Source organism: Yoonia sp. 2307UL14-13 (assembly GCF_037572755.1).
GTDB lineage: Bacteria > Pseudomonadota > Alphaproteobacteria > Rhodobacterales > Rhodobacteraceae > Yoonia.
Genome location: NZ_JBBIFZ010000002.1, coordinates 58,194 through 72,086 on the forward strand (window position 1 = coordinate 58,194; position 13,893 = coordinate 72,086).

The following is a 13,893-nucleotide window of genomic DNA, read 5'->3' on the forward strand; positions in this document are numbered from 1 at the left end:
TTGGGCTGTCATCTGCATCATCATGCTGGTGGGATATCGCGGAATTCGGGACGGGGGAAGCGATTATTTCGGTATTCTTAAGCGTCAGCGTTTCAATCGCACCCGGATCGGAACAAGCCGAAGGCGCCGATCCATCGACAGTCCGCCCCGCCGGGCTGGCGATTTGGCTGATCTTGGTGCCACGTGCAAGGATCTCATCACGGACATTGGAATAAACTGCCCCGACATAACCGTCGCATCGCCACCCCGCGGACCGTCGACGGACCGGCTCGGGCTAATGTAGCATTTTGATCTTTTCCCGATTGCGGCCTGAATGGCTTCACGCCACACATTCCCCATGACCACACGCCCCGCCAATCCACCCTTGGCCATCGCCTTCATGCTGTCGGCCACCGCGTTCATCGCGGGCACGATGCTCATGGCCAAGACGCTGGGCACCGACAGCCTCGGCCCGGCCCTGCATCCCCTACAAATCAGTCACGGGCGTTTTCTGTTCGCTTTTCTGGCGATATGCACCGCCGTGGCCGCCCTCCGTCCGCACTTCACCCGCCCGCATTGGGGTATCCATATCGGACGGACCTGTTTCGGCTGGGGCGGGGTGACGCTGATGTTCGCCTCGGTCGCCTATATCCCTTTGTCCGATGCCACGGCGATCAGCTTCCTAAACCCCGTCTTCGGCATGCTGCTCGCGATTCCGCTCTTGGGCGAACGGGTCGGTCCGTGGCGCTGGGTCGCCGCGATCACTGCATTGGTCGGTACGATGGTTCTCCTGCGGCCGGGGCCCGAGACGTTTCAAATCGCGGCTTTGCTGGCTGTGGGCGCGGCGGTCTTTCTGGGGATGGAGCTGATTTTCATCAAGAAACTCGCCGATCGCGAGCGGCCGTTGCAGATCCTTCTGACCAACAACGCCTTGGGGCTGACGATCGCCACCATCGCCGTGTTGCCCGTCTGGATCGTGCCGACCCCGGCACAATGGGCGGCACTCGCGGCTTTGGGCGTCTTGATGGCCATGGCCCAGGCCTGTTTCGTGAACGCCATGGCCCGGGCAGATGCCAGTTTCATCACGCCATTCAGCTACATCACCCTGATCTTCGCGACGCTTTACGATCTGGCTCTTTTCGATGTGGTGCCCGACGCCGTCAGTATCATCGGGGCAGCCACGATCCTGACCGGCGCAACCTTGCTGGCCTGGCGCGAGAACGGTAATCCGGGTTGAGGTCAACCTGCCAAAAGAGATACCGCAAAGAACAAATTCCAGCCATGATTGTGGTCTAGGGCGCGGTTATGAACGACGTTTACGAGTATCGTAGCGCACCATCCCGGTGGGTTATCAGGGTGTTCGCTATCGCGATCGTCCTGTTGCTGGTGATTGTCATTCTGACCGACGCGGATCACCTGATGAACCTTGTTTGGGCGCTCAGCGCGGTGACGTTTTGCTGGATGCTCATGCCGCAAAACATCTCGGGCATTCGCGTCGACCAGGATTATCTGACCTTGGGCGCTTGGCGCAAACCGCGCCGGATCGCGCTGGACGACATCGCCTATCTGCGCGTGACCGAACTCAGCGCGGAATGCACGGTAACGATCGTCTACAAGGACGGTCGCGAAGAGGGTACCTTTGCCGGCGACCTGCCCGACATCGACGAATTGTCCGAAGTCATGGCGACGCGGGGCATTCCGTTGCGGGATGTGATCTAGGGCTTCAGCCGATACCCCGTCCGCATCCACCACCAGCACAGGCTCAGAACGGCCACGCAAGAGAATCCGACCACGGCCAGCCCAATCCACGGGCTGCTGTCGCTGACCCCGATCATCCCGAACCGCACCCCGTCGATGATGTAGAAAAACGGATTGGCGCGGCTGAGCGTTTGCAGGGCGGGCGGCAGCGCCTCGATCGAATAGAATGTGCCGGACAGGAACGCCAACGGCGTCACCAGAAAGTTGGAGATCGCCGAAAGCTGATCGAATTTGTTGGCGAAAATTCCCGCGATCATCCCCAGCCCGCCCATCAGAACCGACCCGAGAAAGACAAAGGCGATCACCCAAATCGGCGATTGCATGCCCACGCCAAGGAAAAGCGCCGCCCCGAACGCGATCACGACCGCGACGAGCGCTCCGCGCGCAACCGCGCCACCGATGTAACCCGCCACCAACTCTCCTGCGGACAGTGGCGGCATCAGCGTATCCACGATATTCCCCTGGACCTTGGCCGAGGCGAGGCTGGACGACGTATTGGCAAAGGCGTTCTGGATCACGGTCATCGTCAGGATACCCGGCGTCAGAAACGTCATGAACGGCACACCCATCACGTCGCCGCGTTGCGAACCGATCGCGATGGTGAAAATCATCAGAAACAGCCCCGCATTGATCAACGGCGCCATGACCGTCTGCGACCAGACATTCATGAACCGGCGCACCTCGCGCGTCAGCAGGGTCCACGTACCCAGCCAGTTGATCCGGCCGAACCGGCGTATGCCCATCGCTGTTCGTTCCTGCATCGTAAACCTTTCCGCCAAATCTATCGGCAGTCCTTCACATCCGCCCCGACCATGCTTAGAATAGGGGATCGTTGGATGAGACAAGGGCCGATAGCGCGTATCGGCCAAGCTAGACCAAAGGAATTCATATGTCCTGGACAGACGAGCGTGTCGAGACGCTCAAAAAGATGTGGGGCGAAGGCCAGTCCGCCAGCCAGATCGCCAAGGAACTGGGCGGCGTAACCCGCAATGCCGTCATCGGCAAGGTGCACCGGCTGGGCCTGTCGAACCGGGCCGGATCAGGTGGTGGGGCGACCAAGGCCGCGCCCAAGGAAAAGGCCGCCGCAGCCAAGCCCGCCGCGAAACCGGCGGCCAAGCCCAAACCCGCAGCGGCCCCCGCCGCCAAGGAAAAGCCGGAGCTGGACGAAAACGGCATCCCGATTTCTGCCGCCCGCCGCGCGATCATTCCCGCCGGGCAGCCGCTGCCACCGCAACCCTCGGCGAATGAAATCAGCCCCGAGGCGCTGGCCAAGGTCAGCGAGATCGAAAAGACCTCCAAGCGGATCACCCTGATGGAACTGACCGAAAAGACCTGCAAATGGCCTGTCGGCGACCCCGCGACGGAGGATTTCTGGTTCTGCGGCCTCGCCGTGCAGCAGGGCAAACCCTATTGCGAGGCACATGTTGGCGTGGCGTTCCAACCGATGTCGTCACGGCGGGATCGGCGGCGGTAGACGTCAGGAGACATCGACCGAAGCATCAGGGCGCGCCGAATGATCGGCGCGCTTTTTTCGTCAAAAGCTCATGACAAAACCATCCGACGTCAGGGTCATCCGCGATATATCGACACCACTCGCCACGGCGCCTTGCCGCGCGCTTGACGCCAGTTGCCGCAAAGCTGCCGGGTTCCCCTGAAATTGTTCGTTCGCCGCGCTTAACAAAAGGGTCTGCAACATCAGCGCTTCCGCATATTGCTGGCGATCCGCATCTGACGTTTCCGCAAATCCGGGCGTCGTCGCAAAGACGTCACGGGCCTGACGACGCACCGCTGCCACGGTCCGGCTATCGGGGTCGCCCGTCACCCCATTCGCCGCCTGCCAGACCGCCATCCACCACAAGGCATAGCAATCAGCAACATTCTGTGGATCAAGATTTGCACCCCGCATGGCTTGGGCAATTTCACCCATCAGCGTGGGCTGTGCCACGAAATACGACCGTAACTGCCCACCATCACCGGCCTGCTCGGACAGACGGATAAAGCGCGACACGTTTTCCTGCGTTCGTGCCGCCGACGGAACAAATAATGCATCAACAGAGGTGGCCTGCTGCTGCGTGGCGCCACCGGTGCGGGATTGCTCGACGATCTGGTCGATTTGCCGGCCGAATTCCAGACTTTGCAGATGGGGCGTAATCCAATCCATCTGCGCGGACGCGGCCATCGGCACGTGCGAAAGAATGCCAACCATCAAAAGCGGCAAAAACCGCCGCAGGTTCAACCAATTCATCAGATGTCTCCTTGTCGTATTGATGACGTCGTCCAAATTTCGAAAGACAAAAGCGCGTGTCATCAATTAGCGCACGGCAACGTCTGGCGTTCAAGTAGGGTAACCGGCACCTTTTCCGGCCAATGAAATCAATCCAAATCATTTCCATCTTGCGTTAATTAATAAAATATGAAAACGATAGAGTATGACCGCCCTGCCTGATACTTTCGCAGCCCTCGGCGACCCGGCCCGCTTCGCCATTGTCGAAAGGTTGCTCAAGGACGGTGAACTCCCGGCAGGCACCCTGCATCAGGTCGCCGACCTCTCGGCCCCCGCCATGTCGCGGCATCTGAAAGTCCTGCGCAAGGCCGGAATCATCCGCCAGCGCATCGACAAACAGCGCAGGCTCTATGCGATTGAACCCACAGCGATAAAAGCCATCAACGACTGGGCGATGAGCTATCCCCAATTCTGGTCCGGCAGCCTCGACCGGCTGGATGCCGCGCTCAAGAAGGACCTGTCATGAGTACACTCGAGATGACCCGCATCTTCGCCGCGCCGCAGGAAAAGGTGTTCGCACATCTCACCCAAACCGACTTCCTTCTGAATTGGTGGGGGCCTGAGGGCACAATCATCGCCGACCACGCGCTCAGCTTTGCGGCACCAGGACCATGGTGGGCCACCATGGTCGGGCCGCAAGGGCATCCGGCAACCGTTGGTGGAGAGGTCAAACAGATCGACCCGCCCGAGATGGTGGAACTGACGCTCAGTTTCCGCATGGAAGACGGCACCAACGGGCCGGAATCCGTCATCCGTTTCACCCTCGACACGACCCCGCAAGGGCGGACGAAACTAACCCTCACCCAATCGGGACTCAACCCCGAACATATCGCGGACATGCGCGACAAGGGCTGGAACAGCGCCCTCGCCCGCCTCGAACAACTTGTCACAGCAGATTGAAAGGACCCGAAATGCCTCAATTCATCATGACCTATCACGGCGGCAGCCAACCCAAATCGCCCGAGGACGGCAAGGCGCATATGGACCGCTACATGCAATGGATCAGCGGGCTGGACGCCGTGGTGCCACAGCAGCCGCTCAAAGGGACCGAAGTGCTGGGCGACAAGGACATCACGACGATGATGGGCTACACGATCATCAACGCTGCCGATATGGAAGCGGCGCGCCTAATCGCTCAGGCCTGCCCGTTTCTCGACATGGATAACAGTGCGATGCAACTCAGCGAACTGGCCCAGATGCCCGGGTGACGGCGCGTCCCTCCGGTTGATCCAACCATGGTCGCGCACTAGGTCAAGGCGCAACAGTCAAACACCCGGAGGCCATCATGCCCAACACAGCCCTCATCACCGGCGCATCCGCCGGGATCGGTCGCGCATTCGCGAAGTACCACGCCAGCAAGGGCGGTGACATGATCGTCACCGCGCGCCGGGCCGAAGAACTCGACGCGCTCAAGGCCGAAATCGAGGCTGAGCACAACGTCACCGTCACCACCATCGCCCACGATCTGGGCGGGGTCGAAGGCGCGCGGGGGCTCTATGCCAAGGTCAAAGAAACCGGCCAGCAGATCGACATCCTGATCAACAATGCCGGCTTTGGCGGGCACGGCGAATTCCTCGATCGCAATCTGGACGACGACATCGCGATGATCGACCTGAACGTGAAATCGCTGATCACCCTGTGCCATCTGATCGGCAAGGATATGGTCGCCCAGGGCGGCGGCAAAATCCTCAACGTCAGCTCAACCGCGGCCTATATGCCCGGCCCGCTTCAGGCGACCTATTTCGCGACCAAAGCCTATGTCAGCAGCTTCAGCCAAGCCCTGGCCGAAGAACTGAAGGACAAAAAGGTCACCGTCACCGCGCTGGAACCCGGCTATGTCGAAACCGAATTCGCCGCGCGCGCCAACCTCGAAGGGGTGAACCTCGTCAAAGGCGGCGGCGCAACACCCGCCAGCGCCGCAAAATACGGCTACGACGCAATGCGGCGGGCGGAATTGCGGGCGATCAACGATGGCAAGCTACGGTTCATGTTGAACTGGCTAGTGCCCTTCATGCCCCGCTGGTCGGTGCTGAAAATGGTGCGGGGGATGCAGACGAAGTAGCGGCGTTTAATGCCACGTTCTTCAAAATGGATTTATCGGCTAGTAACCTGTCTCGAAGAACTTAGGCGAGAACGCGACTTCGCATGAAGTATCTGAAAGTATTAACTTGGGTAGCAGCCGCTATCGTCCTATTCGCTTCGACGCCAATCGTACTTGGCGTTGCGGCAGTCTTTTGGTTTCTAATCGTTTCGGATGGGCAGAGTTATAGCGAAAGGCGAGCAGCTGAAATCGATCAGTTGCGACAAACGCGGGTTAAAGAATGGGCCGCGTTCTGCGAGACGGCAGATTGCAATGTCATCCCTGACGGCCACTCAACCGAAATTGTCGGTCAAGACACATACACTTTGCCGCTTTGGAACATCCCGACGAGATCTGGTCAGTGTGAAATGAAGGCGACATGGCCGCGATATTTCGACATTGTAGGTGACACTTACAAACGCGGTGCCGATACACATCCCGCAGGCATGGATTTTCGTATCGATTGTGGGCCGACGCCAGCGCTGGGTCCTTTTTCCCGTTGGGACGATAGCTTACGGCTACACGACGAAACGCTGCTATCAGAGCAGTCCAGATTCATTGGCAGCTATGGCGTAATACCGGATGATCGGAAACGATGGTCGGAAAAACCGTCTTCAGAGCAGACGCTCGCGGCGGCCCATTCGGTCAATGCAGATTTTGTGCAAGTACCCCAAACGCAAAATGAGCAGTGGGTCATTTACCTCTCTGCCGACCGCATATTCCAAGGCCGCCATGTCGTCGCAATCTGCCATGATTATTACTGCAAGGTCGGGTCGGTCTCTTTCCAAGATGACGAAGACATCGCCACGCCTCATATCTATGTGCAAATGCACTATGCGGATCGTCAGGGTTGCGCGCCTTTTGAACGACAACGACAATGCGGTGACTGGCTGAGCCCGCTAGAAGCCCTCGCCAGAGCGATGCGCTTTCTGGATGAAGAAGTGGATAGCGCGCGGAACATCGCAGACTTTCGCCGCCCGGATGAGGCGATACTACAAAGACAGTAGTGTTGAGTACCCCAATCACATCTTCACCTGCGTTGGCACACAAGGACCTAACGACGGTAAACTGCGGTTCATGTTGAACTGGTTAGTGCCCTTCATGCCCCGCTGGTCGGTGCTGAAAATGGTGCGCGGGATGCAGACGAAGTAGGGGCGTCCATCCGCGTCAAACCCCCCCTCCGTGGTTGATCATCGGGGCCTTGGACGTCCCACACCAAACCAAGCCGTTCGAGACAGTTGATAAAAACAAATCCGGGGTCACGCTGCCCCGGCGCGATGCCAAGGCGGGCGGAATGTGGAAACGCATGGTGATTGCCATGCCAATTTTCGCCAAAGGTGATCAGCCCGAGGCCCGGCAGGTTATAGCCCTGCACCGGCAGACCGGCGACCACCCAATCCTGCTGCCCGCACCGATGGGCAAAATGGCCCACCATCCAATGCCCGGACAGCGACACGAAAACGCGCAGGCTGCACCCCCACAGTACCCAGGCCCATCCACCCAGCAGGTATAGCAAAGCTGCCAACGGGATCTGCTGCAGCATCCATGTACGGTCCATCCAGCGATACACCGGGTCTTCGGCCACCTCGGACTCGATCACGAAACGCGGTGGGGCGTGCAAGCGATACACGCAGCACAACTGCCACCACGCATCGCGCCAAAACCCCGCGCCATGTGACGGATGGGGCGGGCACGCCGTCTGCCGCTGATGCCAATCGCGCAGATCATGCGCCCGGATCATCCCAGACGGCCCCGCCATCCCAACCAGCGTTCCCAACCAGACCAACACATATTCCAGCCAGCGATGGGTTCGAAAACTGCGATGGATCAAAAGCCGATGCATCCCCACAGAATGCCCCGCGCAAATAGTGATCGCCATCAGCGCGATAAACACGACCAACCCGTCAATCTGCGGATACAGAAAGACGCCGACACACCCCGCGACCCCATGAAACATCAGCCAAAGCGCCTTGGTCCAGTCAATCCTGATATCGCCGTTCACGGCAGAGGTCTGGGGCCGCGGAAACACCCGCTCGGTCGCGACCAGATCGGACATGTCCGCGCTACCCACGCTCTGCCCGCTCTTTCACATCGCGCACAAGGACATCCGCCGCCAAATACGCCGCCCCGCGCATCACCGGGCCAAAGAACCACGATGGCGCGAGCTTTCGGTCAAACTCCAAAGATACCGACAACCGGGTCCCCGCCCCTTCAGGGACAACGGTATAGGTCAACTGCCGATACCCGATCCAACCCGCATAAGGCGTGGTATCCGACAGGAAGGTGAAAACGGCGCGCTGCGCGTCCCGCTCGGTCACCCGCAGATGCAAGGCCCCGGCCCCTTCGCGCCCCTCAAACAACACGCGACGATTGGCACCCAGACCAACACCTTCGTCCGTCGAAACGGCCACCGGTCGGGGAAACGCCGCCAATATCCCGGGCAAAGGAAAATCGGGCGACGTCGCCGTGCCCATCACACGCCAGACGTCCTCCGTCGGCTTCGCGACAAAATGGCTCGCCGTAACCTCATGGGTGGACGACAAGGAAAACCCCTGCGGCATCCCCTCCAAACTCGCCACCCCAAGGCCAAGACAGCAGACAACGACACCACCCACGTCGAACAGGCGGCTCTTGGGGCCATCATCCCGGAACAGGCCGACAAACAGCATCAAGAACCGGTACACCAGATAAATCGCCAGCGCCGCAACGCCCATCACCATCGCGATATATGCCGCGCAGAACACAACGATCAGCAGCGTCTCCACCGCCTCGCCCACATCCGCCTGCGCGGGCTGCGGGGCAAACAGGGCACCCCCGATCAAAACCGCCATGATCGCCACACTGGTCAGGAACGCCTGCCCAAACACCGCCCCCGCGAAACCGGGGCGCAAGCGACCACGCAGCGCCAGAACCACCAAATGCACGAGGATGATCAGGATCAACGGCGATAGAAACTGCGCCGCGCTCACCCGCCACGGCGTCTGGGCCAGATACCACGCATAGGTCAACGCGACCGCCCCGGCGAACACATGCGGGGAAACGGCGATCAACGGTCTGAACAAAATCATACCCCACCATGATCACACCACACCGATCACGCAATCACCATTCCTCTTGCCACAACACTGCGCTACATCACAGCCATGTCCCAGAACCCACCAAACCTCCGCCCCGATCTCGCCCGCGCACAGGTCACCGAAACCAAACGCGACGGGCAGCCGACCATCGGCATGGTCTCCCTCGGCTGCCCCAAGGCGCTGGTCGATAGCGAACGCATCCTGACCCGGCTGCGGGCCGAGGGCTATGCGATCTCGCCCGACTATGCCGGGGCCGAGGCCGTCATCGTGAACACCTGCGGCTTCCTCGACAGCGCAAAGGCCGAAAGCCTCGACGCGATCGGCGAGGCGCTGCAGGAAAACGGCAAGGTCATCGTCACCGGCTGTCTGGGGGCCGAACCGGATTACATCCGCGACCACCACCCGCAAATCCTCGCCGTGACAGGCCCGCATCAATACGAACAGGTGCTCGACGCCGTCCACGCCAATGTGCCGCCTGCCCCCGACCCATTCATTGACCTGCTCCCGGCAAGCGGTGTCAGCCTGACCCCCCGCCACTACAGCTATCTCAAGATTTCCGAAGGCTGTAACCACAAATGCAAGTTCTGCATCATCCCCGACATGCGCGGCAAACTCGCCAGCCGCCCCGCCTACGCCGTGCTGCGCGAGGCCGAAAAGCTGGTGGAGGCAGGCGTCAAGGAACTGCTCGTCATCAGCCAGGACACCAGCGCCTACGGCCTTGACCGCAAATACGACACGCATCCGTGGAAAGACGGCGAGGTCCGCAGCCACATCACCGACCTGACCCGCGAACTGGGGCAGTTGGGCGCGTGGGTGCGGCTGCACTACGTCTACCCCTACCCCCATGTGCGCGACCTGATCCCGATCATGGCGGACCCGGCGAACGGAGTCCTCCCCTACCTCGATATCCCCTTCCAGCACAGCCACCCCGACGTGCTGCGCCGTATGGCGCGCCCTGCGGCGGGGGCGAAAACTCTCGACGAAATCGCCCGCTGGCGGAGCGATTGCCCAGACATTACCCTGCGATCCACCTTCATCGTCGGCTACCCGGGTGAGACGGAGGCGGAATTCCAACATCTCCTCGACTGGCTGGACGAGGCACAGTTGGACCGCGTGGGCTGCTTCCAATACGAAAACGTCGCAGGCGCCCGTAGCAACGCCCTACCAGACCACGTGGCGGACGAGGTGAAACAGGAAAGGTGGGAGCGTTTCATGACCAAAGCCCAAGCCATCTCCGAGGCGAAACTGGCCGCCAAAGTCGGCAAGACGCTCGAGGTCATCGTAGACGACATCGACGCAGACGGCATCGCGACATGTCGGACATGGGCCGACGCGCCGGAGATCGATGGGAATTTGTTTATTGATGAAGGGGCGGAGGGGTTGGCTGTGGGGAATATGGTGACGGTCGAAGTTGAGGAAGCGGGGGAGTATGATTTGTGGGGTCGCACCATCGGCATGTCTTAAGCTTTTACCCAAACCAAACTACATCTTTTTCAATTTATCGATCAACTGATCGGCTTCGTAGGGAGTCAAACTCGAAAAAAGATCATAAATGTGATCAATTTTTGAATTCCTGAATTCCGAAGCGGCTTCTCCAACCGCACTGCTTACCGCTTCATCGATCATATCATGTATTTCAAAACCGTTTGATATATCTATTGCATCTATTTTGTCAGAAAGCACCTCGATTGCGTTAGCAACGTCACCGTCGCTCCTGAAGAGCGCCGCTGTGTTTAAGGCAGCATGAACCGGGCCAAAATATCGCTTTTCTTTTGAGATCGCAGCTTCAGCGTATTTCTTTATTTTTTTCTTCCCTTCTTCAACGCTGCTGAGGTCAGTCAGATCAAAGTATATCGTTCGCTCGGTTACAACATCAAAGGGTAACCGGGCACCATCTTGCATGATCTGTATGATCGGTAAGTTGAAGCTATGCCGGACACCCACTTCGTACATAACGTTCGGATTTAATCCCGTAAGATCTGCAATCACAAGATCCGACGAAAATAGCCGATTGATTATGTCGTTATTGATATTGCCAGGCAGATCAATTTCATCAGCGCGGGTGATCTCAAAAGTATCAGCTAGGATAGGTCTGAGTACATGAGCTAAAACAGCATCAGCTCGTCTTCTTTCATCTGATCCTTGATCTCCAATAGGTGTAACGAAGAAGGCCGACTTCAATTTTACATCCAACAATTAGGTTTAATCATCTATCGAAGGTTAGACGTTTTTGAAGATGCCGCAACCCTCCCGCCCGGCATCGCCGGGCAGCGGCCGACCTCCCCCAGGAGGCCGCTTTTGCAACCTCTCAATCAGCGCACACGTCACCCTTTTGGCAAACACATCGCATAGCGCCACCGCCGCAAGCGTCCTCCAGGTCGGCCACTGTCCTCCTGTCGCGCCAATAGGCGACCCTACCCATGGTCCTGAAAGGCGCTTTCCTCCGGTCGACGAACAACCGCGCCCACATCATGCCCAACCCCTTACATCTCCCAAAAGGGCCCGTTCCCCGTCGATGTCGAGGCGGGCAAATCCTATTTCTGGTGCGCCTGCGGTCGGTCCGAAAATCAGCCCTTCTGCGACGGGCCGCACAAGGCCACCGACTTCGCCCAGGTCAAGTTCGAAGCGCCCGACTCAAAGCGCGTCTTCTTTTGGGGATGCAAGCATTCGGCAGCCCCGGTGACGTGCGACGGGACACTTAACCGGCTTTAGGTCTTCGTTAACCGGTCAACCACCGCACGGTCCGTTAACCACGCAATCCCCTGCCTCGGGTCCGATGGAATTCCGATGAAAGTCCGATAGAATTCCGATGTCGAAAAACGGTCAAAACACGAATTGTTAACGGGCGACAGCATCCTTCGCTACCGCCCGTGATGCCCACCCGGCACCTAGCAAATCGGGTCCTGCATGAAGGCGTCGAATTCATAGGTCAGGATGAACGCCTGATCGTAATCATCCTCCTCCGAGAAGCCCGCCTGCACCTCTTCGGGGTCTAGAATGATGGTGATCAGATCACCCTCTCCGGGTTCATAACCCTCGCCCTCGGCCAAAGCACGGCCCAGCAATTCGTCGATATTTTCCTGTGTCCCGTTGTAGAAATCACCGACGAACGTATCCAGCTTCAGCTCGGCATTGCCATCGGTCAGACCCCAGATCACGTGCTGGATTTCAACCTCGGTATAGTTGCGCCCAGCCGTCGGGCCCGTCGTGTCACCGTTGCTTTGTGACGTGAAATCCTGGTTCAAAAGCCAGTTGATCGCATCGAGGTTCTCGACCAGATTGTTGGTGAACTGTCCATCATCGATAGCGCTTTCGGTACCAGCATATACATCCATATCCACGTCGATGTTTGGGATGAATTTCTCAGTCCTTTCAATGCAATAGGCGTTTTCGACCCGGATCCCGTCAAGCCGGTCATCGCCGGTCCCGTTGATCGTCGCCGAATAACCGAGGTTCAACAGGAACGCCCCCTGGATCGTCACGGCCTCGGCCGGAAGCGTCGCCGCGATGGTATCGATCGTGTTCAGCGCCCCCTTGACCTCGACATTGACGGTGCCGTCATCCACGCCGCCCTGCCCGTCGGTAATCGTATAGGCAAAGCTGTCATCGAAGGTCGATCCGATCGGCATATCCGCGGCGGCCACACCGTCGATCACGGCATTGGTGCTGTCATACGCCAGCGTGCCATCGGCGTTCAACGTCACGACCGCGCCACTGTCGAGCGTGGTGCTTGCACCGACGCTTAACGCGACACCGTTGACCGTGGCCAGCGCAACTGTCCCGCCATCGGCATCGCTATCGTTGGCCAAGACATCGATGTTCGTGGTCTCAAGCGCGCAGACCATACCCATGTCATCCACAGCCACAGGATTCACATTCTGCGCCACCAACCCCGCATCGACGGTCAGGTCCGTTTCACCCACATCAAGCGTCACATCACCGGTCCGCCCGGTCGCCGGATCGACATCGCTATCGGCCCCGTCATCGCCTGTATTTGCAGTGGTAAAGTCAAACCCATCCACGGCATCGAACCCGATGCTGTAGGTCCCGGCGTCGAGTCCGTCGAAAAGATAGTTACCGGCAGCATCGGTAGACGTCGTGGCGATCTCCGTGCCATCCTCGTCGAACAACGTGACGCCCACGCCGGCCCGCGTCGCCTCTCCATCATCGAAAACGCCATTTCCGTTCTCGTCGATAAATACCGTATCACCGATCGCTGCGGTTCCCGGATCAGCCAGACCGGCATCCACATCACGGATGTCATCACCACTTCCGACCGAGATCGGCGTGGTTGTTGCCGTCCCATCACCATTATCCGTGGCATCGCTGTCAATGCCATCGTCACCGCCGACATTCGGGGCGACAAAGGCTAGATCTCCGGGATTGGTAAAGACAACCTGATAGTCTCCCGCGTCGAGATCTTCGAACAGGTAATTGCCTTGCGCATCCGTGGTCGTGGTCGCGACAATCGCACCCGCCAAGAGTAGCTGGACGGTCGCGCCCGTTACGCCCGTCTCATCGTCGTCTTCCAGGTCATTTTTGTCGCTATCGACGAAGACCCGTCCGCCGAGCGAGGCGGTGCCCGGATCGGTCAGACCCGCATCGACATCTTCCGTCGTCTCACCGGCCACAACCGTGATCGGCGCCGTCAGACCCGTCGCCGGATCGGCGTCGCTGTCGACAGCGTCGTCGTCACCCGCATCCTGATCCACCAG

16 protein-coding genes are annotated in these 13,893 nt (G+C 59.1%); 10 read left to right on the plus strand and 6 right to left on the minus strand.

What is annotated here, in order from left to right:
* Positions 1 to 337 precede the first annotated feature (337 nt).
* Together V8J85_RS07700 and V8J85_RS07705 are read left to right on the plus strand one after the other, a co-directional pair.
* Entirely contained in the window at positions 338 to 1,216 is an 879-nt protein-coding gene (locus V8J85_RS07700) for a DMT family transporter (protein ID WP_339953140.1), read from the plus strand.
* Between the two features lie 68 nt (positions 1,217 to 1,284).
* Positions 1,285 to 1,698 (plus strand): hypothetical protein, encoded by a 414-nt coding sequence (locus tag V8J85_RS07705; RefSeq protein ID WP_339953141.1) that lies wholly within the window; start codon positions 1,285 to 1,287, stop codon positions 1,696 to 1,698.
* Here the strand turns inward: V8J85_RS07705 and V8J85_RS07710 are convergent.
* Entirely contained in the window at positions 1,695 to 2,498 is an 804-nt protein-coding gene (locus tag V8J85_RS07710) for an ABC transporter permease (RefSeq protein WP_339953142.1), read from the minus strand. The two genes, V8J85_RS07705 and V8J85_RS07710, sit on opposite strands and share 4 nt — an antisense overlap.
* 128 nt (positions 2,499 to 2,626) lie before the next feature.
* Between V8J85_RS07710 and V8J85_RS07715 the strand changes: the two genes are divergently transcribed.
* Entirely contained in the window at positions 2,627 to 3,211 is a 585-nt protein-coding gene (locus V8J85_RS07715) for a GcrA family cell cycle regulator (protein ID WP_339953143.1), read from the plus strand.
* 60 nt (positions 3,212 to 3,271) lie between these two features.
* Here V8J85_RS07715 and V8J85_RS07720 read toward each other — a convergent pair whose 3' ends face one another.
* Positions 3,272 to 3,982, minus strand: coding sequence for a DUF6683 family protein (locus V8J85_RS07720; protein ID WP_339953144.1), 711 nt, complete (start codon positions 3,980 to 3,982; stop codon positions 3,272 to 3,274).
* Between the two features lie 184 nt (positions 3,983 to 4,166).
* Here V8J85_RS07720 and V8J85_RS07725 point away from each other — a divergent pair, with 184 nt between their 5' ends.
* The 5 genes from V8J85_RS07725 to V8J85_RS07745 all read left to right on the plus strand — a co-directional run bounded on the left by V8J85_RS07725 (position 4,167) and on the right by V8J85_RS07745 (position 7,108).
* A complete protein-coding gene (locus V8J85_RS07725) occupies positions 4,167 to 4,487 on the plus strand; it encodes an ArsR/SmtB family transcription factor (RefSeq protein WP_339953145.1) in 321 nt (106 codons plus the stop codon).
* Positions 4,484 to 4,921, plus strand: coding sequence for an SRPBCC family protein (locus tag V8J85_RS07730; protein WP_339953146.1), 438 nt, complete (start codon positions 4,484 to 4,486; stop codon positions 4,919 to 4,921). Before V8J85_RS07725 ends, V8J85_RS07730 begins: the two co-directional genes overlap by 4 nt.
* 11 nt (positions 4,922 to 4,932) lie before the next feature.
* Positions 4,933 to 5,229: a hypothetical protein gene (locus V8J85_RS07735; RefSeq protein WP_339953147.1), complete on the plus strand. Its 297-nt coding sequence runs from the start codon at positions 4,933 to 4,935 to the stop codon at positions 5,227 to 5,229.
* Between the two features lie 77 nt (positions 5,230 to 5,306).
* A complete protein-coding gene (locus V8J85_RS07740; RefSeq protein ID WP_339953148.1) occupies positions 5,307 to 6,083 on the plus strand; it encodes an SDR family NAD(P)-dependent oxidoreductase in 777 nt (258 codons plus the stop codon).
* A gap of 464 nt (positions 6,084 to 6,547) precedes the next feature.
* A complete protein-coding gene (locus V8J85_RS07745) occupies positions 6,548 to 7,108 on the plus strand; it encodes a hypothetical protein (protein WP_339953149.1) in 561 nt (186 codons plus the stop codon).
* Between the two features lie 92 nt (positions 7,109 to 7,200).
* Here the strand turns inward: V8J85_RS07745 and V8J85_RS07750 are convergent, their stop codons facing one another.
* Together V8J85_RS07750 and V8J85_RS07755 are read right to left on the minus strand one after the other, a co-directional pair.
* Entirely contained in the window at positions 7,201 to 8,157 is a 957-nt protein-coding gene (locus tag V8J85_RS07750; RefSeq protein WP_339953150.1) for an acyl-CoA desaturase, read from the minus strand.
* Between the two features lie 7 nt (positions 8,158 to 8,164).
* Positions 8,165 to 9,169, minus strand: a complete 1,005-nt coding sequence (locus tag V8J85_RS07755; RefSeq protein WP_339953151.1) for an SRPBCC family protein — start codon at positions 9,167 to 9,169, stop codon at positions 8,165 to 8,167.
* A gap of 75 nt (positions 9,170 to 9,244) precedes the next feature.
* On the opposite strand from V8J85_RS07755, the gene rimO reads away from it, so the two are divergent.
* Positions 9,245 to 10,642, plus strand: a complete 1,398-nt coding sequence (gene rimO / locus V8J85_RS07760; protein ID WP_339953152.1) for a 30S ribosomal protein S12 methylthiotransferase RimO — start codon at positions 9,245 to 9,247, stop codon at positions 10,640 to 10,642.
* 18 nt (positions 10,643 to 10,660) lie between these two features.
* On the opposite strand, the gene V8J85_RS07765 is transcribed toward rimO, so the two are convergent.
* Positions 10,661 to 11,359 (minus strand): hypothetical protein, encoded by a 699-nt coding sequence (locus tag V8J85_RS07765; protein ID WP_339953153.1) that lies wholly within the window; start codon positions 11,357 to 11,359, stop codon positions 10,661 to 10,663.
* 306 nt (positions 11,360 to 11,665) lie between these two features.
* On the opposite strand from V8J85_RS07765, the gene V8J85_RS07770 reads away from it, so the two are divergent.
* A complete protein-coding gene (locus tag V8J85_RS07770; protein ID WP_339953491.1) occupies positions 11,666 to 11,890 on the plus strand; it encodes a CDGSH iron-sulfur domain-containing protein in 225 nt (74 codons plus the stop codon).
* 176 nt (positions 11,891 to 12,066) lie between these two features.
* On the opposite strand, the gene V8J85_RS07775 is transcribed toward V8J85_RS07770, so the two are convergent.
* Positions 12,067 to 13,893, minus strand: a 1,827-nt coding sequence (locus tag V8J85_RS07775) for an SdrD B-like domain-containing protein (RefSeq protein ID WP_339953154.1), incomplete at its 5' end; no start/stop codon positions are given.

Coding starts and splice junctions, on each gene's coding strand:
- V8J85_RS07705 (WP_339953141.1), top strand. CDS start 1,285: ATGAACGACGTTTACGAGTATCGTAGCGCACCATCCCGGTGGGTTATC.
- V8J85_RS07735 (WP_339953147.1), top strand. CDS start 4,933: ATGCCTCAATTCATCATGACCTATCACGGCGGCAGCCAACCCAAATCG.
- V8J85_RS07710 (WP_339953142.1), bottom strand. CDS start 2,498: ATGCAGGAACGAACAGCGATGGGCATACGCCGGTTCGGCCGGATCAAC.
- rimO (WP_339953152.1), top strand. CDS start 9,245: ATGTCCCAGAACCCACCAAACCTCCGCCCCGATCTCGCCCGCGCACAG.
- V8J85_RS07740 (WP_339953148.1), top strand. CDS start 5,307: ATGCCCAACACAGCCCTCATCACCGGCGCATCCGCCGGGATCGGTCGC.
- V8J85_RS07730 (WP_339953146.1), top strand. CDS start 4,484: ATGAGTACACTCGAGATGACCCGCATCTTCGCCGCGCCGCAGGAAAAG.
- V8J85_RS07715 (WP_339953143.1), top strand. CDS start 2,627: ATGTCCTGGACAGACGAGCGTGTCGAGACGCTCAAAAAGATGTGGGGC.
- V8J85_RS07745 (WP_339953149.1), top strand. CDS start 6,548: ATGGATTTTCGTATCGATTGTGGGCCGACGCCAGCGCTGGGTCCTTTT.
- V8J85_RS07755 (WP_339953151.1), bottom strand. CDS start 9,169: ATGATTTTGTTCAGACCGTTGATCGCCGTTTCCCCGCATGTGTTCGCC.
- V8J85_RS07700 (WP_339953140.1), top strand. CDS start 338: ATGACCACACGCCCCGCCAATCCACCCTTGGCCATCGCCTTCATGCTG.
- V8J85_RS07750 (WP_339953150.1), bottom strand. CDS start 8,157: ATGTCCGATCTGGTCGCGACCGAGCGGGTGTTTCCGCGGCCCCAGACC.
- V8J85_RS07720 (WP_339953144.1), bottom strand. CDS start 3,982: ATGAATTGGTTGAACCTGCGGCGGTTTTTGCCGCTTTTGATGGTTGGC.
- V8J85_RS07725 (WP_339953145.1), top strand. CDS start 4,167: ATGACCGCCCTGCCTGATACTTTCGCAGCCCTCGGCGACCCGGCCCGC.